Source organism: Duganella sp. Root198D2, assembly GCF_001428585.1.
In the GTDB taxonomy this organism is placed as follows: domain Bacteria; phylum Pseudomonadota; class Gammaproteobacteria; order Burkholderiales; family Burkholderiaceae_D; genus Rugamonas.
The window spans coordinates 124,566-148,580 of record NZ_LMIC01000048.1 but is presented as its reverse complement, the minus strand read 5'-3'; the positions used below and the strand labels follow the sequence as shown (position 1 = coordinate 148,580).

The window sequence follows — 24,015 nt, the reverse complement described above, 5'->3', positions numbered from 1 at the left end:
CGCGCTGCACTAGAAGTATCAATTGGTAAGTAAATACCTTAGACGCAACGCTATGGGCTAGAATTTCCCGTCGCCCCGCACGCATACGGTACAATCGCCGCTTAGCGCGCGAGCAATCTTTCTTGCTGCGCTGCGACAATAGCGGCTGGCTCACTATACTGATAAGAACAAATGTTTTCCTTCCTCGTGAGCTTTTTCACGTCTGCACTCTTGACCCTGTGGGTCATCAAGGAAGTGCGGTTGCATGGCCCCGCATTAGATGCTGATTTCGGTGGCGTACAGAAAGTGCATGCCCACCACGTGGCCCGCATCGGTGGCCTGTCGATCTTTTTGGCCGTTGCGCTGAGCGCCTGCGTTTCGGTCTGGCGCGTGCCGGTCATGACAAGCTGGATGCTGTCGTTGATCATGTGCGCGATGTTTGCCTTCCTCGGCGGCATTGTCGAAGACTATACGGGCAAGGTCAGCGCCCGCCGCCGCCTGCTGCTGACCATGTTTGCCGCCTTGCTCGCCTATTTCCTGATGGATGCGCGCATCGATCGCATCGACTGGATGTTCTCCACCACGCCGGTTCCCTATTTGTGGCTGACCTTGCCATTGACGGTGCTGGCGGTGGCCGGCATTGCCAATGCCATCAATATTATCGACGGATTCAATGGCCTGGCCAGCGTGGTGACGATTTGCATGCTGTTGTCGCTTGGTTATGTCGCGCTGCAGGTCAATGATATGTTTGTGCTGGTGGCGGCATTGATGGTCGCAGGCGCCACCGCCGGTTTCCTGATCTGGAATTATCCGGTCGGGCTAATATTCCTGGGCGATGGCGGCGCTTACTTTATCGGCTTTATGCTGGGCGAATTGGCCCTGATGCTGGTAATGCGCAATCCGCAAGTTTCTACTTGGTATGCCGTATTGCTATTAATCTATCCCACTTTTGAAACCCTGTTCAGTGTTTATCGCCGCTTCTTCATCCGCGGTACCTCGCCCGCGATGCCGGACGGCATTCACCTGCACAGCCTGATTTTCCGGCGCGTGGTGCAATGGGCGGTGGGCCGCAAGGATGCGCGTGCCCTGGTGCGCCGCAATTCCATGACCTCGCCTTATTTGTGGATGTTTTCGCTGATGGCGGTTATTCCCGCCACGGTATTCTGGCGCTATACCTGGGTGCTCATGCTGTTCTGCCTGCTATTTATTGCGAGTTATGTCTGGCTATATGCGCGCATTGTCCGATTTAAAGCGCCGCGCTGGATGATTCGACATAAGAAAATCCGTTAAGCCGATTTCGTGTATATTTCAAGGCATCGAAATCAAATTAAAGGATAGGAAGATGGACCTGTCGAAACTGGCATCCGCTGAATTGCGCGACCTGCAGGAACAGATTAAGCGCGAATTAAAGCAGCGCGAGGGTATGGATAAGCAAAAGGCGCGCGAACAGATATTCGCCATCGCCCTGCAAGCCGGCGTGCCGCTGAAGGAATTGCTGGCCGGTTTCCCGGGCACGCGCAACAAGGGTGGCAAGGTGGAAGCGCGCTACCGCAATCCCGCCAATGCAAGCGAGCAGTGGACCGGCCGCGGCCGCCAGCCGAAATGGGTCAAGGACTGGGTCGAGGGCGGCAAGTCGATTGACGACCTGCGCATCTGAGCCAGCTTTTTAATATTTGTCTTGTTAGTTTCTATGGTTGCTCTCTCCAAATCCATCTTCAAAGCCTACGATATCCGCGGCATTATCGGTAAAACACTGGACGAAGGCGTGGCACGCTCCATTGGCCACGCTTTCGGCCTGGCTGCCGCCGCGAAGGGAGAACGCAGCGTGGTGATCGGCCGTGACGGCCGCCTGTCGGGCCCGGGCCTGATCGCTGCATTGGCGCAGGGCCTGCAGGCCGCCGGCGTCGACGTGATCGACCTGGGCGTGGTGGCAACGCCGATGGTGTATTTCGGGACCCAGGTGCTCGACACCCGTTCCGGCATCATGGTCACCGGCAGCCATAACCCGCCGGACTATAACGGCTTCAAAATGGTGCTGAAGGGCGAGGCGATCCATGGCGATGCCATCACCGCCCTGTACCAGGCCATCGAAGCGGGCCTGCAGCCGGCGGCCGCTGCCGGCAGTTACGGCACCCACGACATCCGCGAACAGTATTTGCAGCGCATCATCGGCGACGTGAAGATTGCACGCCCGGTCAAGATCGCCGTCGACTGCGGCAATGGCGTGGCCGGCGCATTTGCAGGCGACCTGTATCGCGCCATGGGCTGCGAAGTGGTCGAGTTGTTCTGCGAAGTGGACGGCACTTTCCCGAACCACCACCCGGACCCCGCGCACCCGGAAAACCTGCAAGACCTGATCCAGGCGCTGCAGGATAGCGACGCCGAAATCGGCCTGGCGTTCGACGGCGACGGCGACCGCCTGGGCATCGTGACCAAGGACGGCCAGATCATTTTCCCGGACCGCCAGATGATGCTGTTTGCGGAAGACGTGCTGTCCCGTAACCCGGGCGCCCAGATCCTGTACGACGTGAAATGCACGCGCCACCTGGCGCCTTACATCGAGCAGGCGGGCGGCAAGCCGCTGATGTGCAAGACCGGCCATTCGCTGGTGAAGGCCAAGCTGAAGGAAACCGGCGCCCCGCTGGGCGGCGAAATGAGCGGCCACGTGTTCTTCAAGGATCGCTGGTACGGCTTCGATGACGGCTTGTATGCCGGCGCTCGCATGCTGGAAATCCTGACGCGCCACGCCGATCCTTCCGCGCTGCTGAACGCACTGCCGAAGTCCGACAGCACGCCGGAACTGCAACTGCAACTGAACGAAGGCGAGAATTACGCGCTGATGGCCAAGCTGGCCGCTGAAGCGAAATTCCCGGGCAATGAACGCGTCATCGATATCGACGGCCTGCGCGTGGAATATGCCGACGGCTTCGGCCTGGCACGTTCCTCGAATACGACGCCGGTGATCGTGATGCGCTTCGAGGCGGAATCGCCGGCCGCGCTGGCGCGCATCCAGGGCCAGTTCCGCGATGTGATCCTGGCTGCCAAGCCGGATGCGCAACTGCCGTTCTGAATGAATATCCTGCTCGTGCGCGTCTCCTCGCTGGGGGATGTGCTGCACAATATGCCCATCGTGGCCGACATCAAGCGCCATTTCCCGGACGCGAACATCGACTGGGTGGTGGAGGAAGGCTATGTCAGCCTGGTGCGCCTGAACCCCATGGTGCGCCATATCCTGCCCTGGGGCCTGCGCCGCTGGCGCAAGAGCCTGGGCAAGAAGGAAACGCGCGCCGAGATCGGCGCCTTTTTCCGCCAGCTGCGCGAGGTTCAGTATGACTATGTGTTCGACACGCAGGGCTTGCTGAAGACCGGCGTCATCATGGGCGCGGCGCGCGGCAGGAACAAGGTCGGTCTTGCCAACGGCAGCGAAGGTTCGGGCTACGAAGGCATTTCCCGCATTTTCCACAGCAGGAGCATCCCGCTCGACCCGCGTACGCACGCCGTTGCGCGCGGCCGCCTGGTAGTGGGCGCCGCACTGGGCTTCAAGGTCGACTATCCGGCCGATTTCGGCCTGCCCGAAGTGCCGGCCGGCGAAGCGCGCCCGTACTGGATGGGCGACGAGCCGTACGCCGTGTTCTTCCACGGCACTGCGCGCGATGCCAAGAAATGGGCGCCGGCCAACTGGACTGAACTGGGCAGGGCGCTGGCGCCGATGCCGGTGCTGCTGCCTTGGGGCTCGGACAAGGAAAAGGCGGAAGCGCAAGCGCTGGCTGCCGGCATCCCGAATGCCCGCGTGCTGCCTAAACTGCAGATGGCCGACGCCGTCATGCTGGCGCGCCGTGCTGCGCTGGCGGTGGGAGTGGACACCGGGCTGACCCATATCGCAGCGGCCTTCTCGCGCCCGGTGGTGGAAATCTACGCCGACTCGCCGCGCTGGAAAACGGAAGGCAACTGGTCGCCGCGCATCATCAACCTTGGCGACAAAGGTTCGCCGCCCGGCGTGCCTGAAGTGCTGGCCGCCGCCAAGAGCCTGCTTTGAGCATGCGACTTTTTTACACGTTCATGTGGTGGCTGGCTTTGCCGCTGGTGCTGGGCCGCCTGTGGTGGCGCGGCCGCAAGGAGCCGGGTTATCGCCAGTACTGGGGCGAGCGCCTGGGCATTTACGGCGCGCGCGCCGCCAACGACGAACCGGCCACCATCTGGGTGCATGCCGTATCGGTGGGCGAAACACGCGCAGCCGAACCGCTGGTCGATGCCCTGTTGAAGAAATACCCGCAGTCGCGCATCGTGCTGACTTGCATGACGCCGACCGGGCGTGCTACCGGCAAGAGCCTGTTCGGCAAGCATGGCGCCCGTGTGGTGCAATCCTACCTGCCATACGATATGCCGCTGCTGGTGGCGCGCTTCATCCGCCATTTCGAGCCGCGCGTCTGCATCCTGATGGAGACGGAAGTGTGGCCGAACCTGATCCTGCAATGCCAGCGCGAACAAGTGCCTGTGGTGCTGGCCAACGCGCGCCTGAGCGAGCGTTCGCTGGGCAAGGCGCAGCGTTTCGGCAAGGTGATACGCGATGCGGCGCAGGGCATCACCCTGGTGGCAGCACAGACCGAAGCCGATGCGCTGCGCATCCGCGAACTGGGCGCCAGCAATGTGAATGTGACCGGCAGCATCAAATTCGACGTCGTCATCCCGCAGGCTGCGCTGGCAACCGGCGCGCAACTGCGCCAGCAGATCGGCGTGCGCCCGGTCTTCCTTTGCGCCAGCACGCGCGAAGGGGAGGAGGGCATGATCCTGGATGCTTTCCAGGCTGCGCGCGCAGCGCTGCCACCGGACGTTCTGCTGCTGCTCGTGCCGCGCCATCCGCAGCGCTTCGACGAAGTCGCGGCCATGGTGGCCGAGCGCGGCCTGTCGCTGCAGCGCCGTACGGCGCTGGCGCAAGCCGGCGCCAGCGTCGATCCTTCCACCGTGGTGCTGCTGGGCGATTCGATGGGTGAAATGTTCGCCTACTATTCGGCCTGCGACCTGGCGTTTATCGGCGGCAGCCTGCAGCCGCTGGGCGGACAGAACCTGATCGAACCGGCGGCACTGGGCAAGCCGATCATCGTCGGCGAGCACACCTTCAATTTCGCGCAAGCCACCGAAGACTGCCTGCAGCAAGGCGGCGCAGTGCGGGTGCCGAACAGCGATGGCCTGATGCAGCAGGCCGTGCGCCTGCTGGCCGATAGTACGGCGCGAGGCGCGATGGGCGCGCATGCGCTGACCTTCGCCAATACCCACCGCGGCGCCACCGCGCGCACGCTTGCATTGCTTCCTGATTTGAAGTGACAAATGTCATGACGAAGTCATGGCATTCTGTCCTGGTGCGCAGCGAGGGCAAAGCGGATACTGCGTTCACCTGAACCCAAGGAGACCGCAATGCAATCGTTCCGTAAGCTGTTGATCGCCGCCAGCATGGCCTGCGCCCTGCCTGCTTTGGCAGCTGAAACCACCCTGATCAAGGATGTCCGCGTCTTCGACGGCCGGGAAGTGCATGCCCGGCGCAGCGTGCTGCTGGAAGGCGGCAAGATCGCCAGCGCCGACTTCAAGGGCCAGGCGCCCGCCGGCGCAAAAATTATCGAGGGCACCGGCCGCACGCTGATGCCGGGCCTGATCGACTCCCACGTGCATGCCTATCGCTACCTCGACTTGCCGCTGCTGTTTGGGGTGACGACCCAGGTCGACATGTTCATGCCGGTGCAGGGCATGCAGGCGATCCACGCCCGCATGGCAAAAGGAGAGAACAAGGATGCTGCCGACGTTTTCTCGGCCGGCATCCTGGCCACCGTGCCGGGCGGCCATGGCACCGAGTACGGCTTTCCGATCCCGACCCTGGAGCAGCCGGGAGAAGCGCAGGCCTGGGTCGATGCCCGCATTGCCGAAGGCTCGGACTTCATCAAGATCGTGCTGGAACCGGGCTGGCCGGGACATCCGATGAACAGCCTTGATGTGCCGACCGTCAAGGCGCTGGTGGCGGCCGCGCACAAGCGCGGCAAGCTGGCCGTGGTGCATATTTCCAAGCTCGGCGACGCGCGCGCCGCCCTGGAAGCCGGCGCCGACGGCCTGGTGCACTTGTTCACCGCAGCGTCGATCGCTCCCGCCGAACTGCAGTCCTTCGTCAAACTGGCCAGGCAGCATAAGGCCTTCATCATCCCGACGTTTAGCGTGATGGAGAGTGTCGCCGGCCTGCCGCCGCAAGAGCTGCTTGGCGACCGGCAGCTGACGGCGCTGCTCGACAAGGAGCAGGTGGCGATCCTGGAAACCCTGCATGGCAAGGAGCCGCGTCCTGCCATCCTGGCCGCACCGAATACCGTGGTGGCCGCCCTGCGCGACGCAGGCGTGCCCCTGCTGGCAGGCACCGATGCCGGCAATCCGGGTACGCTGTACGGCGCGAGCCTGCACCATGAGCTGCTGGCGCTGACCAAGGCGGGCCTGACACCGTTACAGGCGCTGGCAGCGGCAACCTCGGTGCCGGCCAGGTACTTCCGGCTCGGCCTGCGCGGGCAGCTTGCCAAGGGCTACAAGGCCGATGTGGTGCTGGTCGATGGCGACCCGAGCAAGGATATCCTGGCGACACGGCGCATCGTGGAAGTGTGGAAGGATGGCGAGATCGTATCGCCGCTTCGCGCGAAGAAGCAGGCACTGGTGATGCAGGAACTGAATTCGAAAGGCGTGCCGCCGCAGATGCCGGCCGATGGCCGCATCAGCCTGTTCACCAGGGACAAGCTGGACAGCCCCTTCGGCGCCGGCTGGATGCCTTCCAATGACGCCATCCTGGGGGGCAAGTCGAGCGTGCAGGTCGACTACGTCGACGATGCTGCGGTCAGCGTGAAGGCCAGCGTGCAGCCCGGCTTTGCCTTCCCATGGGCCGGCCTGGCCTTCATGCCGGGCACTTCGCCGATGGCGGCGGCCGACCTGAGCGCGGTCAAGGTTCTGCGCTTCCGCGTCAAGGGCGATGGCAAGCGCTATGCGGTGGCAATCATGTCGCGTGCCGGGCAGATTCCGGTCAGCATGCCGTTCGAGGCCGCAGCCGATTGGCAGGAAGTGAGCTTGCCGCTGGCCGGATTCAAAGGCATCGACACCAGCGCGATTACAATGATTGCTTTCAACGCGGGGCCGCAGACCGGGGACTACCGGTTCCAGATTTCCGACGTGCGCCTGATGCTGCAGTAAGGAGCGATGATGGAGAAGTTCAAGCGCTTGCTGGCCGGCCCCTGGGTGCCGCCGCATCTCGGCAAAGCACCTTACCTTTGGCTGCTGTCGCTGAACTTCTTCCTGTGGAAGTACTTCTACATCAAGCCAGCGCTGCTGGAGTTTGGTTTGCTGGTATTGTCGATCGTGGTGTTCGTGCCGATGTACCTGGCCAGCTACCGCTTGCGCAACCGGCAGGCGCTGCCGCTATTGCTGGCAACTGTCGTCCTGGGCTTCGCGTGGGCCCCGTTCAATTTCGGTGCCTGCACCTTTTTCATATTTGCCTGCTCCATGTGCGCGGCGCTGGAACAGCCGCGCCACGCCTACCTTGGCATAACGCTGATCCTGGCTAGTGCCGCGCTGGTGGCACTGGCAGCGCAGTTGCCCTTGCCATTCCTGTTGCCGTCACTGGCCGTCGGTGCGCCGGTCGGCATCGCCAGCGTGATGGATGCGCGCGTGCGCCGTTCCGGCCAGCAGCTGCTGCGCAAGCAGGAAGAAGTCGAGCACCTTGCCCGCATTGCCGAACGCGAACGCATTTCGCGCGACCTGCATGATTTGCTGGGGCATACCCTGTCGCTGATTGCGATCAAGGCGGAACTGGCGGGGCGCCTGCTGGAGCGCGATACTGCTGCCAGCGCAAAAGAAATCAAGGATATCGAGAGCACGGCGCGCCATGCGCTGGCCGAAGTACGCAGTGCGGTTACCGGCTTCCGCCAGACAGGCTTTGTGCAAGAGCTGGCGCAAGCTCGCGCCGCCCTGGCCGCGGCAGATGTGACGCTGGACGCCGAAGTGCAGGCCTTCGCCATGCCTGCGACGGCGGAGAATGTGCTGGCGCTGGCTTTGCGCGAGGCGGTGACGAACATCCTGCGCCATGCCCGTGCCACCCGCTGCCTGGTCAGCGTACGGCAGGAGGGCGGCCAGATCGTCTGCCATATCCGCGACAACGGCCGCGCGCCAGTGGACCGCGCGGCCCTGGAGTGCGGCAACGGCCTGCGCGGCATGCGCGAGCGTGTCGCGGCGGCCGGCGGGCGCCTGGCTTTGCGCACGGAGGACGGCCTGGCGCTGGAATTGTATTTACCGATGGGAGTTGCTGCATGATCCGGATCCTGATTGCCGAAGACCAGTCGATGGTGCTGGGCGCATTGGCTGCGCTGTTGAAGCTGGAGCCGGACCTCGACGTCGTCGGCCAGGCCCGCAACGGGCAGGAAGCGCTGGCACAATGCGAAGAGCTGCGCCCGGATATCGTGTTGACCGATATCGAAATGCCGCTGATGACAGGACTGGAATTGGCTGCGGCGCTGTGCGGGCGCGGCAGCCAGTCGCGGGTGGTGATTGTCACCACCTTTGCCCGTTCCGGCTACTTGCGCCGCGCCATGGCAGCCGGCGTACGCGGCTACCTGCTGAAAGATGCGCCTTCCGAATCGCTGGCATCCGCCATCCGCAGTGTGCATGCCGGCGGGCGCGCCATCGCACCCGAGCTGGCGCTGGAAAGCTGGAGCGGCAGCGAAGATCCCTTGAGCGAACGGGAACGCCAGGTGCTGCGCCTGGCCGGCGAAGGCCGCAGCGGTGCCGATATCGCGAAACAACTGAGCCTGTCTGAAGGCACCGTGCGCAACTATCTGTCGGAAGCGATCAGCAAACTCAATGCCGGCAACCGGGTCGAAGCTTTCCGCCTGGCGCGCGAAGCCGGCTGGCTTTAGTTGCCTGTCACGCCGATGATCGGCCCCAGCTTGGCATGGCTGTCATTGCGGCCCAGTGCCGGGGAGTAAAGCGAGGAAACCGAACCATCGAGATACAGGGCGTCGCGGCACTTCAGCGTGTCGCGAAAGTAGCTGGCGAAGGCATACAGGTTGAGCGGGACATCGCTGATGACAAAGATCGCCTTGCCATCAATGGCGCAGACGCCATTGCGGATATAGGCCGAGCGGGAGATTGGGTCGAACAGCGGGTTGATCCTGCCTTCCGACAGCAGCATCGGGCCGGACTGCGTGGCGATACGCGCCTGGCGGGCGAAGGCGGGGTAGGCGCTTGATTCGACGACCTGTGCACCAGCATCCGTCACCAGGAACACGCCGTTCGGTTGCAGGAAGAAATTGCCTTTGCCGTGTTCCAGGTTGAGCGGGGCGAACTCGATGCCATCGGCCACCAACAGGCCTACCGGGGAGTAATCCGCATGGTACATCCCGGCGTTCATGGCGAACGCCAGGCGCTGGCCGTGCCCGGCCAGCGCTGCGGCAAGCTTATCGAGCCGCTGGTACGGGCGGCCTTTTTCATCGTTGAGAAAGAGCTGCAGGCGTTGCCGGGCCGGATCGATCGTCACCACGGTAAAACGGGGCTCGGCGGCGCGCGTCGCCGCGCACGCCGCCAGCAAGGCACACAGGGGCAGGGCGACGGCGGCCGCGAGAGCGCGCATCAGGTGAATAGTGGCGGCAGTTCGGCGGCGCGTTTGCGCAGCAGTTGCTTGGCTTCTTCGTATTGCGGATAGATGCGGCCGACATTGGCCCAGAAGCGCGCGCTGTGGTTCATTTCGAGGATGTGCGCCAGTTCGTGCGCCACCACGTAATCGACCAGCGGCAGCGAAAAGTGCATCAGCTTCCAGTTCAGGCGGATGATGCGCTGGGCGGTACAGGAACCCCAGCGCGTGTCGGCCGAGGACAGCGAGAAACCGGCATACTGCACGCCCAGGCGCGCCGCATACAGGTCCAGCCGCTGCTGGAACAAACCCTCCGCCTGCGCCTTGTACCAGTTCTTGACACGTTCCTTGAGCAACTGTTCGGTGGCGCCTTGCACCAGGCCCATGGAGAGTTCCATCGCCACCGGGTCGAATTCGGTGCGGTTGCGAGGCGCCTGGTACAGGCGCAGCGTGATTTCTTCACCGAGGTAAGGCAGCCTGGCGCCGTCATCCCAGACGATGGGCGGCTTTTCCAGGCGCGCGGCGCGGCGCTGGCGGCGCTCGTCGAGCTTGGACAGGATCCAGTGCTGCTTGGCGCGGATGGCGTTATCGATATCGGCCAGCGAGCAGCGCTTGGGAGCGGTGACATGCAGGCCGTTGTCGTCGACTGTGAACCCGATGGAGTGGCGCGTGGAGCGCTTCAGGACATATTCAAGGATGTATTCGCCGACAAGCAGTTGTCGTTTGTCCTGGTCGCCGGACAGTGGCGGGGAGGCGGGTTCCGGGCGGCGCAGTTGCACCGGGGGACGCAGCAGGTTCACGGCCGCGGGAGCGGGCACGGGAAACGGGGAAGAAGGCGCGGCCGCGGGCAGCGGCGCCTCCTGTTGCGCTTCAGCCTTTTCGGCTAGCCAGCGCTGTAGGCGTGGGGCGAAATGACGCGCATTTCTGATTCGATCCACTGTTCCACCTGCTCCATCAATTCGTCCGGAGTTTTACCTTCCGACGAAATCGGTTTGCCAACCGACACCGTGACGGTGCCCGGTTTCTTGATAAAGGAATTCTTTGGCCAGCACTCGCCGGAGTTCAGCGCAATCGGCACCACCACGGCACCGGTTTCCACTGCCAGGCGCGTGCCGCCGCTCTTGTATTTGCCTTGTTGGCCGACCGGAATGCGGGTCCCTTCCGGGAACATGATAATCCATTGGCCGTCTTTGAGTCGACGCTTGCCGTGCGCAACAACCGATTTAAATGCGTTCTTGCCTTGCTTGCGGTCGATCGGGATCATGCGCAGCAGCGCGATGCCCCAGCCGAAGAAGGGGATGTACAGGATTTCTTTTTTGAACACGAACACCAGCGGGCGTGGCAAGTTCGCCAACAGGAAGATGGTCTCCCATGCCGACTGGTGCTTGGACAGGATGATCGCCGGCGCATCCGGGAAGTTCTCATGGCCCTTGAACTGGTAGTTAATGCCGCAGATCCATTTGGCACACCAGACGATGAAGACATTCCAGCGCGAAGTCACGAAATAGCGTTTGTTGTAGGGCAGCGGCGCCGCCAGCATGCAGACTGCGGACCAGATGACGGTGGCAATTGCCATCACGGCCATGAACAGGGCGGAACGCAGGAACAGAACGAAATTACGCAACGACGGTCTCCAATCAATTGGTCTTAAGTATATGGTCTACGGTGGCAGCCAGGTCAGCGAAGATTTGCGTGCCTGGCGGCAGGCCGCCCGTAGCATTGGTCTTCTCGCCTTTGCCTGTCAACACCAGGAACGGCACGCAGCCGCTGATGAACCCTGCCTGCAGGTCGCGCAGCGAATCACCCACAGTCGGCACGCCTTTCAGGCTGATCTCGAAGCGCTTCGAAATTTCCGTGAACATGCCAGGCTTTGGCTTGCGGCAGTCGCAATTGTCGGCCGCCGCGTGCGGGCAGAAGAAGATGGCGTCGATGTCGGCGCCAACCTGCTGCGCCAGCCGGTGCATCTTCTGGTGGATCGCATTCAGGGTGTTGATGTCGAAATACTGGCGGGCGATGCCCGACTGGTTCGATGCAATCACCACACGATAGCCCGCCTGGTTCAGGCGGGCTATCGCTTCCAGCGAGCCGGGGATGGGAATCCACTCGTCCGGCGACTTGATGAAGTCGGGCGAATCGTGGTTGATCACGCCATCCCGGTCCAGGATGATCAGCTTGGTCGGCTGGCTCTGTGGCATATCAGGCCGCCAGCTTGGAAATATCGGCGACGCGGTTCATCATGCCGTGCAGGGAAGACAGCAGCGCCAGGCGGTTGTTGCGCAGGGCGATGTCTTCGGCCATGACCATCACGTCGTTGAAGAAGGCATCGACTTCTTCCTTCAGCTGCGCCAATGTCTTGAGCGTGGCGCTGAAGTCGCCCTTGGCCCACGCCGCATCGACTTCCGGAGCCACGCGGCCCATGGCGGCGTGCAGGGCCTTCTCGGCTGCGTCCTGCAGCAGTTCGGCCTTGACGGTGCCCGCCTGCGCCAGCGCTTCCTCGTTCTTCTTCAGGATGTTGGTGATGCGCTTGTTGGCGCCGGCCAGCGAGACAGATTCCGGCAGGGCGGCGAAGGCTTGCACGGCCTCCAGGCGCTGCACGATGTCGTCCAGGCGGTCGGGGTTCTGCGCTACCACGGCTTCGATCTCGTTGACGCTGAAGCCGCGTTCGCGCAGCATGCCGCGCAGGCGGTCCAGCATGAAGGCGCTGACTTGGGCGCTTGGATCCTTGAAGTTCGGCACGGCTGCGAATTGCGCGACGGCCTCGCCCAGCAGCGCGGAGATAGGCAGCGGCAGGCGCTTTTCCACCAGCATGCGCAGCACGCCCAGCGCGTGGCGGCGCAGCGCGAACGGGTCCTTGTCGCCGGTTGGCTGCAGGCCGATGGCCCAGATGCCGACCAGGGTTTCAACTTTGTCGGCCAGCGCCACGGCGGTGCCGGTGGCGGTGGACGGCAGGCTGTCGCCGGCGAAGCGCGGCTGGTAGTGTTCGGAGGCGGCCAGCGCGACTTCTTCGTGCTCGCCGTCGTGGCGTGCGTAGTAAGTGCCCATGATGCCTTGCAGCTCAGGGAATTCGCCCACCATATCGGTCAGCAGGTCGGCCTTGGACAGGCGCGCGGCGCGTTCGGCCAGCGCCTTGTCGCCGCCCAGGCGGCCAGCGATGGCGGCGGCCAGCGAGGTGACGCGTTCGGAGCGTTCGGCCTGGGTGCCCAGCTTGTTGTGGTACACCACGTTCTTCAGCAGCGGCAGGCGCGATTCCAGCGACTTCTTCTTGTCCTGCTCGAAGAAGAACTTGGCGTCGGACAGGCGCGGGCGCACCACGCGTTCGTTGCCGCCGATGATGGCGGCCGGGGTGTCGGTAGCAATGTTCGACACGATCAGGAAGCGCGAGCGCAGCTTGCCGCTGGCGTCGGTCAGGGCGAAGTATTTCTGGTTGGTCTGCATGGTGAGGATCAGGCATTCCTGCGGCACGGCCAGGAATTCTTCCTCGAAGTGGCACTCGTACACGACCGGCCACTCGACCAGGGACGACACTTCTTCCAGCAGCGCTTCCGGCATCAGCACCTGGTCGGCGCCAGCCTTGGCCAGCAGCGCGCTGCGGATTGCTTCCTTGCGCGCTTCAAAGCCTGCAACGACCTTGCCGGCGCCGGCCAGGGTGGACGCATAGGTTTCGGCGTTGGCAACGGTGATCTCGCGCTTGCCAGGTTCGGTCAGGAAGCGGTGGCCTTCGGTCTTGTTGGCTGCAGTCAGGCCCAGCAGGGTCAGTGGGAGCACGGTGGCGCCATGCAGGGCAATCAGCGCGTGGACCGGCCGCACGAACTGCACGGTCTCGCCGTCCGGACGCTGGTAGCTCATGACCTTAGGGATAGGCAGCTTGGCGATGGTCTCTTCCAGCGCTGCCTGTGCACCGGTTTGCAGGGCGGAGCCGGCGGCCAGTTTGGTGTAGAAGAAGCTTTCGGCCTTGCCGTCCTGGGCGCGTTCCATGTCGGCCACGGCGATGTGGGCCAGGCCCATGCCGGCCAGCTTCTTGGTCAGCGGCGCAGTAGGGTTGCCGTCGGCGTCAAGCGCGATGGCGACCGGCAGGATCTTTTCGCGCACTTGCTTGTCCGGCGAGGTGGCGCGCACCTTGGTGATCGACACCGCCAGGCGGCGTGGAGTGGCGTAGGTGGTGGCGACGCTGTCTTCTTCCAGGAAGTCGCGCGCTTTCAGGCCGTTGACGATGCCAGCGGCGAAAGCGGCGCCCAGCTTGGACAGGGCTTTCGGCGGCAGTTCTTCGGTCAGCAGTTCGATGAGCAGGGTCTGATTCATGTTCGGTATTGTTTTATTTGGCGACCATAGGGAAGCCGAGGCGTTCGCGGGACTCGTAGTAGGCCTGGGCCACCATGCGCGACAGGGTGCGCACGCGGCCGATATAGGCGGCGCGCTCGGTCACGGAAATGGCGCCGCGGGCGTCCAGCATATTGAAGCTGTGCGAGGCTTTCATGATCTGCTCGTAGGCGGGCAGCACCAGTTGCAGCTCGATCAGGCGCTTGGCTTCCGATTCGTGGTTGGCGAATTGCGCGAACAGCAGGTCGGTGTTGGCGTGCTCGAAGTTGTAGGTCGATTGTTCCACTTCGTTCTGGTGGAAGACGTCGCCGTATTTCAGCTGCTTCTTCTCCCCATTCTCTTCCCACTCGGTCCACACCAGGTCGTAAACGTTTTCCACGCCTTGCAGGTACATGGCCAGGCGCTCGACGCCGTAAGTGATTTCGCCCAGTACAGGTTTGCAGTCGAGGCCGCCGACTTGCTGGAAGTAGGTAAACTGGGTAACTTCCATGCCGTTCAGCCAGACTTCCCAGCCCAGGCCCCAGGCGCCCAGGGTCGGGCTTTCCCAGTCGTCTTCCACGAAGCGCACATCGTTCTGCTTCAGGTCCAGGCCCAGCGCGGCCAGGGAACCCAGGTACAGGTCCAGGATGTTTTCCGGGGCCGGCTTCAGCACGACCTGGTACTGGTAGTAGTGCTGCAGGCGGTTCGGGTTTTCGCCGTAGCGGCCGTCTTTCGGGCGGCGCGATGGCTGGACATAAGCGGCGCGCCAAGGCTCAGGGCCAATTGCACGCAGGAAAGTACCGGTGTGGAAGGTGCCCGCGCCGACTTCCATGTCGTATGGCTGGAGCAATGCGCAGCCCTGCTTGTCCCAGTAGGATTGCAGGGCAAGGATAATTTGTTGAAATGTCAGCATCGTGGTCGTTGGTGGCGCCCTGGGCGCGAGCGTTATCGGTTCGCTAAAACGGCTCATTTTAGCGGTTTTTGCGGCGAACCTGTAGAGTTTTGCCCGGGCTGCGGGGCGTTTGATCGATATCAAAGCCAGTGCGCGCCACCTGAACCGATGCACGGCCGGTTAGTCCAAGCGCCATGGACATGCCAAACGCCGACTACGACTCGGCCTGGAAGCAGGCGATCGAGCTCTACTGGCCTGATTTCACTGAACTTTTCCTGCTTGAAGAGTGGGGATGCCGTCCCGCGCCCGAGAGCCAGGACCAGGAACTTGCCAAATGCTCGCGCGATAGCAATCTGGGCCTTTTCCGGGTCGACAAGCTGTTGCGAGCGCCCGGTGTGGATGGGCAGCCATACCTGTGGCATATCGAAATCCAGGCTGCCCGCCAGCGCGGGTTCGCGCAGCGCATGTTTGTTTGCCAATACCGTTTATATGAGCATTTTCAATTGCCGATGCGCAGTATCGCAATCCTGGGTGACCATAGCCCGACCTGGCGGCCATGCCGGTTTGAACTTGCCGCCGGCAACACCCGCACCACGTTCGACTTCGAGACCATCAAGTTACGGGACTTTGAAGACCGCCTGGCGGAGCTCCTGCTCAGTGACAACGTTTTTGCATGGCTGGTGGTGGCGCATCTGTTCACCCTGCGTACTCGCAAGGAACCTTTAGAGCGTGCGATTGTCAAAGCAAAACTGCTGACGGGACTGCGTACATGTGGTTGGACGCGCAAGAAGTCCAGGGACGTGTTCGACCTGATTGAGAGGATGATGACACTGACGCATTCCTGCAGGCTGAGCTGGAAGCACAGCAGCAAATTTTCGACGGGAGGCTGGAAATGGCTTGGAAATATCTATGGCAAGAGCGCGCTGAACAGCGTGGAATGGAACGGGGTGAAGCAAGGGGGGAGGCAATTGGAAAAGCGAGGGGGGAGGCAATTGGCGAAGCGAGGGGGGAGGCACGCGGTGAGGCGCGCGGTGAAGCACGCGGCGAAGTTCGAGGCGAAGCACGTGGTCGACTGGAGTCGATGCGAAGCATGATCTACGCCCAACTTGAGCTGCGGTTCGGGCAGCTCGACGCGGACGCACGTCAAAAAGTGATGAATGCTTCGCCGGATGAGCTACAGCGTTGGTGCCTGGCGGTAGTGACCGCCAGGACCATTGACGAGGTCTTTTAGCTGCGCAGCTTGCGCGACCACAGCCAGGCGGCGGCGATGGACAAGCCGGCGAGGGCGAGGAACAGCTTGTTCTGCAGCCTGATGTAAGGCGTGTCGCCGGACATGCCTTGCACCGTTGCGCTGAGGACACCTGGCGTGCGGTAGGGCAGGGAGTGCGCAATTTCGCCGCGCGGAGAGATCACGACCGTTGCGCCGCTGTTGGTGGCGCTCAGCATTGGGCGGCCGGTCTCCAGCGAACGCATTTGCGACATCTGCAAATGCTGCGGGATGGCGATCGATTCGCCGTACCAGGCCAGCTCGGATACGTTCAGCATCACGGTCGCACCGGTCAGCGAAATCTGTTCCGCGATCTCTTCGCCGAACACATTCTCATAGCAGATGTTTGGCAGCACCTTCTGGTCTTTCACCGGGAACGGGGCCTGGATTACTGCGCCGCGCGTCTGATCGCCGAGAGGAATCTGCATCAGGTTGGTGAACCAGCGGAAGCCGGTCGGGATGAATTCGCCGAACGGCACCAGGTGGTGCTTGTCGTAGCGATAAGTGCTGGCTGCCAGCGTTGGCGACAGGCCCAGCACGCTGTTCGAATATTCCACCCCATTCGTCATGGGAATACCCAGCGCGATGTGGCTGCCGGTGCGGCGCGCAAACTGGCCGTAGGAATCCAGGTAGCCCGGCGGCAGTTGCGAGGCAAACAGCGGCACGCCCGTTTCGGGAATCGCGATCAGGTCGGCCGGTGTTGCCGTTACCTGCTGCTGGTACATGCGCAGGATATCGCCGAGATGCTTGATATCGAACTTGTTCTGCAGCGCGACGTTGCCCTGAACCAGGCGCACCGACAGCGCTTTGCCGGATGGCACGGTCCATTCGATCCGCCCCAGCACAAAGCCGCCGAGCCAGATGGCCGCTACCAGGCCTATCGCCTTGTAGCGGAAAGGATGCATCATTAGCGGCAGGGCGCCCGCTGTCATGGCTGCCAGCCAGCTGATACCGTATACGCCCAGTACAGGTGCATAGCCAGCCAGCGGCGAAGTATTGTGGGCGTAGCCAGCGGTGACCCAAGGGAAACCTGTAAACAGCCAGCCGCGCAGGCATTCAAACAAAGCCCAGCACGCCGGCAGTACCAGCAGCGCCGCAGCAGGCAGCGGCAGCGGCCAACGCTTGCGCAGCCAGGCAGTAGCAGCCATGGCGCCCGACGTATACAGGGCCATTGCCGCCGCCAACAGGGTGATCGAAATCGCGGCGAGCGGCGCGGGCATGCCGCCAAAGTCGTGAATGGCGATGTACAGCCAGTGGAAACCAGCCAGGCACCAGCCGAAACCGAAAGCCCAGCCCACCAGGGCGGAAGCGCGCACGCCGTCGGCACGCAAGGCTTGGTACACCAGCACCGCCAAGGAAAGGACCTGCAGCGGCCACCAGCCGAACGGCGCAAACGCAAACACCCCAACCGCGCCGGCGATGGCGGCGATCAGCATGCGGCTACGGGTAGAGCGGGGCGGGGCAGGCGGTTCGCCTGCCTTGGTCTTACGCCAGCGCATTAGTCCTGCTCGTCCAGGGAGGCAGGCAGTTTTTCAACCGTCAGCACATGGACCTGGCGCGCATCGGCGCGCAGCACTTCAAAACGCAGGTTGGCGATGTCAAAGGTATCGCCCTTGTGCGGCATGCGGCCCAGGTGCTTGGCCACCAGGCCGCCGATGGTGTCGACATCCTCGTCGAGCAGGCCGGTATCCAGTTCTTCGTTGAACTGTTCCAGCTCGGTCAGCGCCTTGACGCGCCAGCGCGGGCCGATCTTGCCTTCCTTGATGGAGAGGATATTGTCTTCTTCTTCGTCGAAGTCGTATTCATCTTCGATATCGCCGACGATCTGCTCCAGCACATCCTCGATGGTGATCAGGCCGGCCACGCCGGAGTACTCATCGACCACGATGGCCATGTGATTGTGGTTGGCGCGGAAATCGCGCAGCAGCACATTCAGGCGCTTCGATTCCGGGATGAAGATCGCCGGGCGCAGCATGTCGCGCACGTCGAACGATTCTTCCGCGTAGTAGCGCAGCAAGTCCTTGGCCAGCAGGATGCCGACCACCTTGTCGCGCTCGCCTTCGATGGCAGGGAAGCGCGAGTGGGCCGTTTCCAGCACCAGCGGGATCCATTCTTCGATTGGCTTGGTGATATCGATGACATCCATCTGCGAGCGCGGGATCATGATGTCGCGTGCCGACAAGTCGGACACCTGGAACACGCCTTCGATCATCGACAATGCGTCGGCGTCGATCAGGTTGCGTTCATGAGCGTCGTGCAGGACTTCAAGCAGCTCCGAGCGGCTCTCGGGCTCAGGGGAAATCAGGGCGGTGAGTCGCTCGAACAGCGACCGGTGTGGTTTAGCGTCATTCCTGACGCTACTAGAGTGCTCTTGCATAATTGGCATTAAAGCCGTCGTTCCGAAGTGCTATAGCATACACTAAACAGCCGAGCCACGGCCGAAATTATCAGATTGGAAACTCATGCAGATCAGTGCAGTCACCTATGGATCCGACCAGTGCGGCCTGGTTTGCGGTTACCTGTTCGGGCGTGGCCCGCAGCCGGTGCCGATCGAAGCCTCCGAGGCCGAACACTGGCTGCGCGAACCCGGCAATCCACCCGGTGAATTTCTCTGGCTGCATTTCAACCTTGCCAACACCGCCAGCGAAAAATGGATGCGCGAGCATGCCGTGCTGGCCAATGAATACTACGACAGCCTGCACGAAGAGGGCGCGCGTTCGACCCGTATCGAGCAGGCCGACGATACCCTGGTGGCGGTAGTGAATGATGTGTTGCGGGATTTCAGTTTCGAGCCCTCGGATATCTCCAGCGTCTGCCTGAGCGTCGACCGGCGGCTGGTGGTAAGCGCCCGGCGCAAGCCCTTGCAGGCGGTGGAGCGCTTGCGGCAGGCGGTGCGCAGCGGCGAAAACCTGGTGTCGAGCGTCGTGCTGCTGACCCACCTGCTGCGCGACCAGGCTGACGTGCTGACCCGCATCGTGCGCGACGCGACCGGCAAGGTGGACCGGATCGAAGACAACCTCCTGTCGGGCAGGCTGAAATTCAAGCGCGCCGACCTGGGTGCCCTGCGGCGTGTGCTGGTGCGGCTGCAACGGTTGCTGGCGCCGGAACCGGCCGCCCTGTTCCGCCTTTTGCAACGGCCGCCGTCGTGGGCCGGCGAAGCCGATCGCCAGGAGTTGCGCGAGTCAACCGAGGAATTTGCGGTGGTGCTGAACGACATGGCCGCGCTGCAGGAGCGCATCAAGTTGCTGCAGGAAGAGATTGCCGCGCTGGCCGGCGAGGCCAATAACCGCAGCCTGTATGTGCTGACCATCGTGACCGTGCTGGCGCTGCCGATCAATATCATTGCCGGCCTGCTGGGCATGAATGTCGGCGGCGTCCCGCTGGCCGACGACAAGGCCGGCTTCTGGATCATCGCCGGCATCGTGGCCATATTTACCGTGGTGGCTGGCGCCTGGCTGTTCCGCCAACGTAACAATTAGCCGGCGTTGCCGCGCTCCTTCAGCCACTGCGTAAAGGTCGCCACGCGCGGCGAGGCGCGCCGGCGGCCCACGGCAAACGAATAAGTACCGCTATCGATACAGGCCGGAACGAGGCGCTGCAGCGCACCGCCTTCCACCATTGCCGCAACGAAGATTTCCGGCACCACCAGCACTCCTATTCCCTGTACAGCGGCCTGGATGGCAAGGATGGTGTTATCGAAGCCGATGGTCGGCGCCAATGCGCTGCTATCCATGCCGTGCGCCTGGTTCCAGCCTGGCCACAGGTCGGGCCGGGAAAGCACACCGATGCGCGGCGACTTGGCCAGCCAGCGCAAATCTTGCCGCTCGCGCAGGGTGGCGCCCTTTGCGAAGGCTGGACTCGACACCAGGATGCAGCGCTCGTGCATGAAGACCTCGGATGGCAGTCCACGCAGTTCTGCCGCATTGCGCCGCAGGAAAACATCGACCGGTGCAGAAGGATTGATGGCGCCATCGGTGGTGCGCAAATCGACGTGGATGTGCGGGTATCGTTGCCGGAAGCCCGGCAGTTGCGGAATCAGCCAGTGCATCGCCAGCGTCACGCTGGTATCGACCAGGATGGACGCTTGGCTGGACCGGCCGCCGCCGGGTTGCAGCAGGTCGACGATCCCGGCCATCTTGCCCGCCGCCTGCTCGTGCAGCTGCCGGCCGGCAGCTGTGAGCGTGGCGGAATTGCCGGCCGCACGTTCGAACAGTACTTGCCGGAGGTGTTCTTCCAGCGCCTGCACCTGGCGGCTGACGGCGCCCGGTGTCAGGTGCAGGGCTTGCGCCGCCTGGCGGAAGCCGCCTTCGCGCACGACGATGCAGAAAACGTGGAGTGCGTTGAGGGGCGGGCGGACAGTCATCGATAGCTCGGCGAAGTGGTGTTGAGAAATACTCAACGCATCATACCAAGTTCTCGTTTGAATGCCTGGCGGGCAAGCCGCACACTGTGCGCATGAATAATACTTATTGGATGTTCGTGGCCATGGTGGTCTTCACCGTGTCCAGCCCGGGGCCCGGCGTTCTGATGACGCTGGACAACGCCATCGCAAGCGGCTGGCGCGCGGCCATGCATGGAGTGCTGGGCCTGGCCATCGGCGCCGCGATCATGGCCGGATTGTCAGCGGCCGGCATCGGGCTGCTGGTTCGCTCCTGGCCGACCCTGTTCCTGCTGCTGAAATATGGCGGCGTTGGTTATCTTTTCTACCTCGCCTACAGGACCTGGCAACGTGAACCAGCGCCGATCGGCGCGGCCGGCGCTTCGCCTGCGAAGGGCTATGGCAGGCGAATGCTGCGCGGTGCGTTACTGCAGGCGAGCAATCCGAAATCGCTATTGTTCTTCCTGTCGGTCCTGCCGCAAGTTGCCGGCGCCACGGGGACGGCGCGACAGCAGGTGCCAGTGGCATTGGCCATTGCCACCTACTGCATGGTGCTGCTGGTTATCCACGGTATCTATGCGGGGCTGGCTTCAAAGGCCAGGGCCTGGCTCAGCCGGCGGAGCGCAGCGCGCACCATGTCGCGCCTGAGCGCCCTGGTGTTTTGCGCCTTCGGCGCGACCATGCTGTCGCTGCAGATTTAGTACGGGTCGGCGTACCCGAGGCCGGTGACGATTTCGGTTTCGATGCCTTCCATCTCGGCCGCTTCCTCGTCGTCCTCGTGGTCGTAGCCCTGGGCGTGCAGCACGCCGTGCACGATCAGGTGGGCGGTGTGTTCTGCCACGGACTTCTTTTGCTCGGCCGCTTCGCGCTGCAGCACGTCGGTGCACAGGATGATGTCGGCGCGGGTCGGTTCGTCCTCGGCCACTTCCTCGCCCTCGTTGTAGGCGAAGGTCAGCACATTGGTGGCGTAATCCTTGCCCCGGTAATCGCGGTTCAGTTCCTGGCCTTCGGCCGCATCGACAAAGCGGATGGTCAGTTCGGCCGGCGCGAACAAGGCCGCCTTGACCCATTTGCGGATCATCGGGCGGGTGATTTCTTCCTGCAGGCGCGGGTCGGCGTATTGGACGGACAGGGCCAGCTTATTTTTTTCGGACATTGCGCACAGCTTTCACAGCGGGTTTGACGGTTTGCAGCAGGGGCGCGATTTCGGCGCTGGCTTCCTGCGCGCTTTCATAGGCATCGACAATGCGCGCCACCAGCGGATGGCGCACCACGTCGGCGCTGGAGAACTGGCTGAAGGCGATGCCGCGCACATTGCGCAGCACGTGCATGGCGTCGACCAGGCCCGATTTCTGGTGCTTCGCCAGGTCGACCTGGGTGACGTCGCCCGTTACCACGGCCTTGCTGCCGAAGCCGATACGGGTCAGGAACATCTTCATCTGTTCCACCGTGGTGTTCTGCGCCTCGTCCAGGATGACGAAGGCGTGGTTCAGCGTGCGGCCGCGCATGTATGCCAGCGGCGCGATCTCGATCACCTGTTTCTCGAACATCTTCTGGGTGCGGTCGAAACCAAGCAAGTCGTACAGCGCGTCGTACAGAGGGCGCAGGTACGGGTCGACCTTCTGGGCGAGGTCGCCCGGCAGGAAACCCAGGCGTTCGCCTGCTTCCACCGCGGGGCGGGTCAGGATGATGCGCTTGACCGCGTCGCGCTCCAGCGCGTCGACGGCGCAAGCGACTGCCAGGTAAGTCTTGCCGGTACCGGCCGGACCGACGCCGAAGCTGATGTCGTGATCGAGGATGTTGCGCAGGTAGCGGATCTGGTGCGGCGTACGGCCGCGCAAGTCGTTGCGGCGCGTCTTCAGCAGCGGGCTGGTGATGTCCGGTTCGTGGAAGGGGGGCTCTTCGCCGGTTGGGGCGTAATCGTCCTGCGCTTCGCTGGCGCGCTGTTCGACCAGGGCCAGCTGCACTTCCTCCACCGGTACTACCTTGTCGGCGACTTCATAGAAGCGCTCGAGGATGGCGACTGCACGTTCGGCATTGGTGCCGCTGACGATGAACTTCTCGCCGCGGCGGAAAATGGTCACGTCCAGCGCCGCGGAAATCTGGCGCAGGTTTTCGTCGAGCGGGCCGCACAGATGGGCCAGGCGCGTGTTGTCCAGTGGTTCTGGAACGAAGTAGTGCGGTTGCACAGGGGTTTTAGTTTTCAAAGGTTCGCTTCTCCGCGCAGGGAGTAATCCATACTTTCAATGATGCGCACGCTGACCATTTGGCCGACCAGGGCTTGCGCATTGGCGCCGCCGTCGAAGTGGACGGTGCGGGTATTGCTGGCGCGGCCCTGCATCTCGCTGCCGCCGCGCCTGGATGGGCCTTCCACCAGCACTTGCATGGTCATGCCGACCATGGCGGCGCTGTGGCGCTTGGTGTTTTCATCAAACAGGGCTTGCAGGCGCTGCAGGCGGGCCGACTTGACTTCGGCCGCGGTGTCGTCGGCCAGGTTGGCGGCCGGGGTGCCGGGGCGCTTGCTGTAGATGAAGCTGAAACTGTTGTCGAAATCGACGTCCTGCACCAGCTTGAACATCGCCTCGAAATCCTCGTCCGTCTCGCCGGGGAAGCCGACGATGAAGTCCGACGAAATCACCACGTTCGGTCGCACCGCGCGCACCTTGCGGATAATGGACTTGTATTCCAGCGCAGTGTAGCCGCGCTTCATGGCGCCCAGGATCTTGTCCGAGCCATGCTGGGCCGGCAGGTAGAGCTGGTCGGCCAGTTGCGGGATCCTCGCGTAGCAGTCGATCAGGCGCTGCGTGAATTCCTTCGGATGGCTGGTGACGAAGCGGATCCGTTCAATGCCCGGGATTTCGGCCACGTATTCGATCAGCATGGCGAAATCGGCGATGCTGCCGTCGGCGGTTTCGCCGCGGAAGGCATTCACGTTCTGGCCCAGCAGCATGACTTCCTTTACGCCCTGCGCCGCCAGGCCGGCCACTTCGGTCAGCACGTCCTCGAAACGGCGCGACACTTCCTCGCCGCGGGTGTAGGGCACCACGCAGTAGGAGCAGTACTTGGAGCAGCCTTCCATGATCGAGACATAGGCGAAGGCGCCTTCCACGCGTGCCGGCGGCAGGTGGTCGAACTTCTCGATCTCGGGGAAACTGATGTCGATCTGCGGCTTGCCGGACTGGCGGCGCAATTCGATCATCTTGGGCAGGCGGTGCAGGGTCTGCGGGCCGAACACCACGTCCACCAGCGGCGCGCGCTTGACGATGGCTTCGCCCTCCTGCGAGGCGACGCAGCCGCCCACGCCGATGACCAGTTCAGGCTTGGCTTGCTTGAGTTTCTTGAAGGTGCCCAGGTCCGAAAACACCTTTTCCTGCGCCTTTTCGCGCACGGAACAAGTGTTGAGGAGGATAACGTCGGCGTCTTCGGGGGATTCGGTACGTACCAGTCCCTCGGACGCGCCGAGCAGGTCTGCCATCTTGTCCGAGTCGTACTCGTTCATCTGGCAGCCGAAGGTTTTAATGAAGACTTTTTTCTGCATACCCACAAGTTTACCGTAAATCGCCACC

At 62.9% G+C, this 24,015-nt stretch carries 24 protein-coding genes; 12 read left to right on the top strand and 12 right to left on the bottom strand.

Features of this window, described 5'->3' with window-relative positions; genetic code table 11:
• Window positions 1–171: 171 nt before the first annotated feature.
• The 8 genes from ASE26_RS24445 (at window position 172) to ASE26_RS24410 (ending at window position 8,903) form a co-directional block, all read left to right on the top strand.
• On the top strand, window positions 172–1,269 hold the full coding sequence (locus tag ASE26_RS24445; protein WP_055929410.1) for a glycosyltransferase: 1,098 nt from the start codon (window positions 172–174) through the stop codon (window positions 1,267–1,269).
• A gap of 52 nt (window positions 1,270–1,321) precedes the next feature.
• Window positions 1,322–1,636: an H-NS family nucleoid-associated regulatory protein gene (locus tag ASE26_RS24440; protein WP_055929413.1), complete on the top strand. Its 315-nt coding sequence runs from the start codon at window positions 1,322–1,324 to the stop codon at window positions 1,634–1,636.
• A gap of 33 nt (window positions 1,637–1,669) precedes the next feature.
• Window positions 1,670–3,049, top strand: a complete 1,380-nt coding sequence (locus ASE26_RS24435; protein ID WP_055929416.1) for a phosphomannomutase/phosphoglucomutase — start codon at window positions 1,670–1,672, stop codon at window positions 3,047–3,049.
• Window positions 3,050–4,015, top strand: a complete 966-nt coding sequence (gene waaC / locus ASE26_RS24430; RefSeq protein ID WP_055929420.1) for a lipopolysaccharide heptosyltransferase I — start codon at window positions 3,050–3,052, stop codon at window positions 4,013–4,015. It begins immediately after the preceding gene.
• Between the two features lie 2 nt (window positions 4,016–4,017).
• Window positions 4,018–5,301 carry a lipid IV(A) 3-deoxy-D-manno-octulosonic acid transferase gene (waaA, locus tag ASE26_RS24425; RefSeq protein ID WP_055929423.1) on the top strand — a complete coding sequence of 428 codons (1,284 nt, stop codon included), beginning with the start codon at window positions 4,018–4,020 and terminating at the stop codon, window positions 5,299–5,301.
• Between the two features lie 90 nt (window positions 5,302–5,391).
• Window positions 5,392–7,185 carry a CIA30 family protein gene (locus tag ASE26_RS24420; RefSeq protein ID WP_055929425.1) on the top strand — a complete coding sequence of 598 codons (1,794 nt, stop codon included), beginning with the start codon at window positions 5,392–5,394 and terminating at the stop codon, window positions 7,183–7,185.
• Between the two features lie 6 nt (window positions 7,186–7,191).
• Window positions 7,192–8,301 carry a sensor histidine kinase gene (locus tag ASE26_RS24415; protein WP_055929428.1) on the top strand — a complete coding sequence of 370 codons (1,110 nt, stop codon included), beginning with the start codon at window positions 7,192–7,194 and terminating at the stop codon, window positions 8,299–8,301.
• Window positions 8,298–8,903, top strand: a complete 606-nt coding sequence (locus ASE26_RS24410; RefSeq protein WP_055929430.1) for a response regulator transcription factor — start codon at window positions 8,298–8,300, stop codon at window positions 8,901–8,903. Before ASE26_RS24415 ends, ASE26_RS24410 begins: the two co-directional genes overlap by 4 nt.
• Here the strand turns inward: ASE26_RS24410 and ASE26_RS24405 are convergent.
• The 6 genes from ASE26_RS24405 to glyQ are packed head-to-tail and all read right to left on the bottom strand — an operon-like array spanning window position 8,900 to window position 14,825.
• Window positions 8,900–9,616: a phosphodiester glycosidase family protein gene (locus tag ASE26_RS24405; protein ID WP_055929433.1), complete on the bottom strand. Its 717-nt coding sequence runs from the start codon at window positions 9,614–9,616 to the stop codon at window positions 8,900–8,902. The genes ASE26_RS24410 and ASE26_RS24405 overlap by 4 nt on opposite strands.
• On the bottom strand, window positions 9,616–10,554 hold the full coding sequence (locus tag ASE26_RS24400) for a M48 family metallopeptidase (protein WP_082507261.1): 939 nt from the start codon (window positions 10,552–10,554) through the stop codon (window positions 9,616–9,618). Before ASE26_RS24400 ends, ASE26_RS24405 begins: the two co-directional genes overlap by 1 nt.
• Window positions 10,500–11,240 (bottom strand): 1-acyl-sn-glycerol-3-phosphate acyltransferase, encoded by a 741-nt coding sequence (locus ASE26_RS24395; protein ID WP_055929436.1) that lies wholly within the window; start codon window positions 11,238–11,240, stop codon window positions 10,500–10,502. Before ASE26_RS24395 ends, ASE26_RS24400 begins: the two co-directional genes overlap by 55 nt.
• A gap of 13 nt (window positions 11,241–11,253) precedes the next feature.
• Window positions 11,254–11,811 carry a D-glycero-beta-D-manno-heptose 1,7-bisphosphate 7-phosphatase gene (gene gmhB, locus ASE26_RS24390; RefSeq protein WP_055929439.1) on the bottom strand — a complete coding sequence of 186 codons (558 nt, stop codon included), beginning with the start codon at window positions 11,809–11,811 and terminating at the stop codon, window positions 11,254–11,256.
• Window position 11,812: 1 nt separating this feature from the next.
• Window positions 11,813–13,915, bottom strand: coding sequence for a glycine--tRNA ligase subunit beta (gene glyS, locus ASE26_RS24385; protein WP_057247091.1), 2,103 nt, complete (start codon window positions 13,913–13,915; stop codon window positions 11,813–11,815).
• 13 nt (window positions 13,916–13,928) lie between these two features.
• Window positions 13,929–14,825, bottom strand: a complete 897-nt coding sequence (gene glyQ, locus ASE26_RS24380) for a glycine--tRNA ligase subunit alpha (protein ID WP_057247090.1) — start codon at window positions 14,823–14,825, stop codon at window positions 13,929–13,931.
• A gap of 179 nt (window positions 14,826–15,004) precedes the next feature.
• On the opposite strand from glyQ, the gene ASE26_RS31270 reads away from it, so the two are divergent.
• Window positions 15,005–15,898 (top strand): hypothetical protein, encoded by an 894-nt coding sequence (locus tag ASE26_RS31270; RefSeq protein WP_200960841.1) that lies wholly within the window; start codon window positions 15,005–15,007, stop codon window positions 15,896–15,898.
• Window positions 15,895–16,035 (top strand): hypothetical protein, encoded by a 141-nt coding sequence (locus ASE26_RS31265; protein WP_200960840.1) that lies wholly within the window; start codon window positions 15,895–15,897, stop codon window positions 16,033–16,035. The genes ASE26_RS31270 and ASE26_RS31265 overlap by 4 nt, the downstream gene beginning before the upstream one ends.
• Here ASE26_RS31265 and lnt read toward each other — a convergent pair.
• The gene (lnt, locus tag ASE26_RS24370; protein WP_057247088.1) at window positions 16,032–17,570 is read right to left on the bottom strand and encodes an apolipoprotein N-acyltransferase; all 1,539 of its coding nucleotides are present in this window, start codon (window positions 17,568–17,570) and stop codon (window positions 16,032–16,034) included. The genes ASE26_RS31265 and lnt overlap by 4 nt on opposite strands.
• Window positions 17,570–18,448, bottom strand: a complete 879-nt coding sequence (locus ASE26_RS24365; RefSeq protein WP_055929456.1) for an HlyC/CorC family transporter — start codon at window positions 18,446–18,448, stop codon at window positions 17,570–17,572. Before ASE26_RS24365 ends, lnt begins: the two co-directional genes overlap by 1 nt.
• An 85-nt stretch (window positions 18,449–18,533) precedes the next feature.
• Between ASE26_RS24365 and ASE26_RS24360 the strand changes: the two genes are divergently transcribed.
• Complete coding sequence (locus tag ASE26_RS24360) at window positions 18,534–19,550, top strand: transporter (RefSeq protein ID WP_055929459.1); 1,017 nt, start codon at window positions 18,534–18,536, stop codon at window positions 19,548–19,550.
• On the opposite strand, the gene ASE26_RS24355 is transcribed toward ASE26_RS24360, so the two are convergent.
• The gene (locus tag ASE26_RS24355; RefSeq protein ID WP_055929462.1) at window positions 19,547–20,434 is read right to left on the bottom strand and encodes a LysR substrate-binding domain-containing protein; all 888 of its coding nucleotides are present in this window, start codon (window positions 20,432–20,434) and stop codon (window positions 19,547–19,549) included. The genes ASE26_RS24360 and ASE26_RS24355 overlap by 4 nt on opposite strands.
• A gap of 92 nt (window positions 20,435–20,526) precedes the next feature.
• Here ASE26_RS24355 and ASE26_RS24350 point away from each other — a divergent pair, with 92 nt between their 5' ends.
• Complete coding sequence (locus ASE26_RS24350; RefSeq protein WP_057247087.1) at window positions 20,527–21,150, top strand: LysE family translocator; 624 nt, start codon at window positions 20,527–20,529, stop codon at window positions 21,148–21,150.
• On the opposite strand, the gene ybeY is transcribed toward ASE26_RS24350, so the two are convergent.
• Genes ybeY through miaB form a run of 3 tightly spaced genes read right to left on the bottom strand, consistent with a single transcriptional unit; the run spans window position 21,147 to window position 23,987 of the window.
• Window positions 21,147–21,605 carry an rRNA maturation RNase YbeY gene (gene ybeY / locus ASE26_RS24345; RefSeq protein WP_055929468.1) on the bottom strand — a complete coding sequence of 153 codons (459 nt, stop codon included), beginning with the start codon at window positions 21,603–21,605 and terminating at the stop codon, window positions 21,147–21,149. The two genes, ASE26_RS24350 and ybeY, sit on opposite strands and share 4 nt — an antisense overlap.
• Window positions 21,589–22,656: a PhoH family protein gene (locus ASE26_RS24340; RefSeq protein WP_055929471.1), complete on the bottom strand. Its 1,068-nt coding sequence runs from the start codon at window positions 22,654–22,656 to the stop codon at window positions 21,589–21,591. The genes ybeY and ASE26_RS24340 overlap by 17 nt, the downstream gene beginning before the upstream one ends.
• Window positions 22,653–23,987, bottom strand: coding sequence for a tRNA (N6-isopentenyl adenosine(37)-C2)-methylthiotransferase MiaB (gene miaB, locus ASE26_RS24335; RefSeq protein ID WP_055929474.1), 1,335 nt, complete (start codon window positions 23,985–23,987; stop codon window positions 22,653–22,655). Before miaB ends, ASE26_RS24340 begins: the two co-directional genes overlap by 4 nt.
• Window positions 23,988–24,015 lie beyond the last annotated feature (28 nt).

Bases quoted from the DNA above. Each gene is read 5' to 3' on its own strand.
- ASE26_RS24445 (WP_055929410.1), top strand. From the start codon at position 172: ATGTTTTCCTTCCTCGTGAGCTTTTTCACGTCTGCACTCTTGACCCTG.
- ASE26_RS24440 (WP_055929413.1), top strand. From the start codon at position 1,322: ATGGACCTGTCGAAACTGGCATCCGCTGAATTGCGCGACCTGCAGGAA.
- ASE26_RS24435 (WP_055929416.1), top strand. From the start codon at position 1,670: ATGGTTGCTCTCTCCAAATCCATCTTCAAAGCCTACGATATCCGCGGC.
- waaC (WP_055929420.1), top strand. From the start codon at position 3,050: ATGAATATCCTGCTCGTGCGCGTCTCCTCGCTGGGGGATGTGCTGCAC.
- waaA (WP_055929423.1), top strand. From the start codon at position 4,018: ATGCGACTTTTTTACACGTTCATGTGGTGGCTGGCTTTGCCGCTGGTG.
- ASE26_RS24420 (WP_055929425.1), top strand. From the start codon at position 5,392: ATGCAATCGTTCCGTAAGCTGTTGATCGCCGCCAGCATGGCCTGCGCC.
- ASE26_RS24415 (WP_055929428.1), top strand. From the start codon at position 7,192: ATGATGGAGAAGTTCAAGCGCTTGCTGGCCGGCCCCTGGGTGCCGCCG.
- ASE26_RS24410 (WP_055929430.1), top strand. From the start codon at position 8,298: ATGATCCGGATCCTGATTGCCGAAGACCAGTCGATGGTGCTGGGCGCA.
- ASE26_RS24405 (WP_055929433.1), bottom strand. From the start codon at position 9,616: ATGCGCGCTCTCGCGGCCGCCGTCGCCCTGCCCCTGTGTGCCTTGCTG.
- gmhB (WP_055929439.1), bottom strand. From the start codon at position 11,811: ATGCCACAGAGCCAGCCGACCAAGCTGATCATCCTGGACCGGGATGGC.
- glyS (WP_057247091.1), bottom strand. From the start codon at position 13,915: ATGAATCAGACCCTGCTCATCGAACTGCTGACCGAAGAACTGCCGCCG.
- glyQ (WP_057247090.1), bottom strand. From the start codon at position 14,825: ATGCTGACATTTCAACAAATTATCCTTGCCCTGCAATCCTACTGGGAC.
- ASE26_RS31270 (WP_200960841.1), top strand. From the start codon at position 15,005: ATGCCAAACGCCGACTACGACTCGGCCTGGAAGCAGGCGATCGAGCTC.
- ASE26_RS31265 (WP_200960840.1), top strand. From the start codon at position 15,895: ATGATCTACGCCCAACTTGAGCTGCGGTTCGGGCAGCTCGACGCGGAC.
- lnt (WP_057247088.1), bottom strand. From the start codon at position 17,570: ATGCGCTGGCGTAAGACCAAGGCAGGCGAACCGCCTGCCCCGCCCCGC.
- ASE26_RS24365 (WP_055929456.1), bottom strand. From the start codon at position 18,448: ATGCAAGAGCACTCTAGTAGCGTCAGGAATGACGCTAAACCACACCGG.
- ASE26_RS24360 (WP_055929459.1), top strand. From the start codon at position 18,534: ATGCAGATCAGTGCAGTCACCTATGGATCCGACCAGTGCGGCCTGGTT.
- ASE26_RS24355 (WP_055929462.1), bottom strand. From the start codon at position 20,434: ATGACTGTCCGCCCGCCCCTCAACGCACTCCACGTTTTCTGCATCGTC.
- ASE26_RS24350 (WP_057247087.1), top strand. From the start codon at position 20,527: ATGAATAATACTTATTGGATGTTCGTGGCCATGGTGGTCTTCACCGTG.
- ybeY (WP_055929468.1), bottom strand. From the start codon at position 21,605: ATGTCCGAAAAAAATAAGCTGGCCCTGTCCGTCCAATACGCCGACCCG.
- miaB (WP_055929474.1), bottom strand. From the start codon at position 23,987: ATGCAGAAAAAAGTCTTCATTAAAACCTTCGGCTGCCAGATGAACGAG.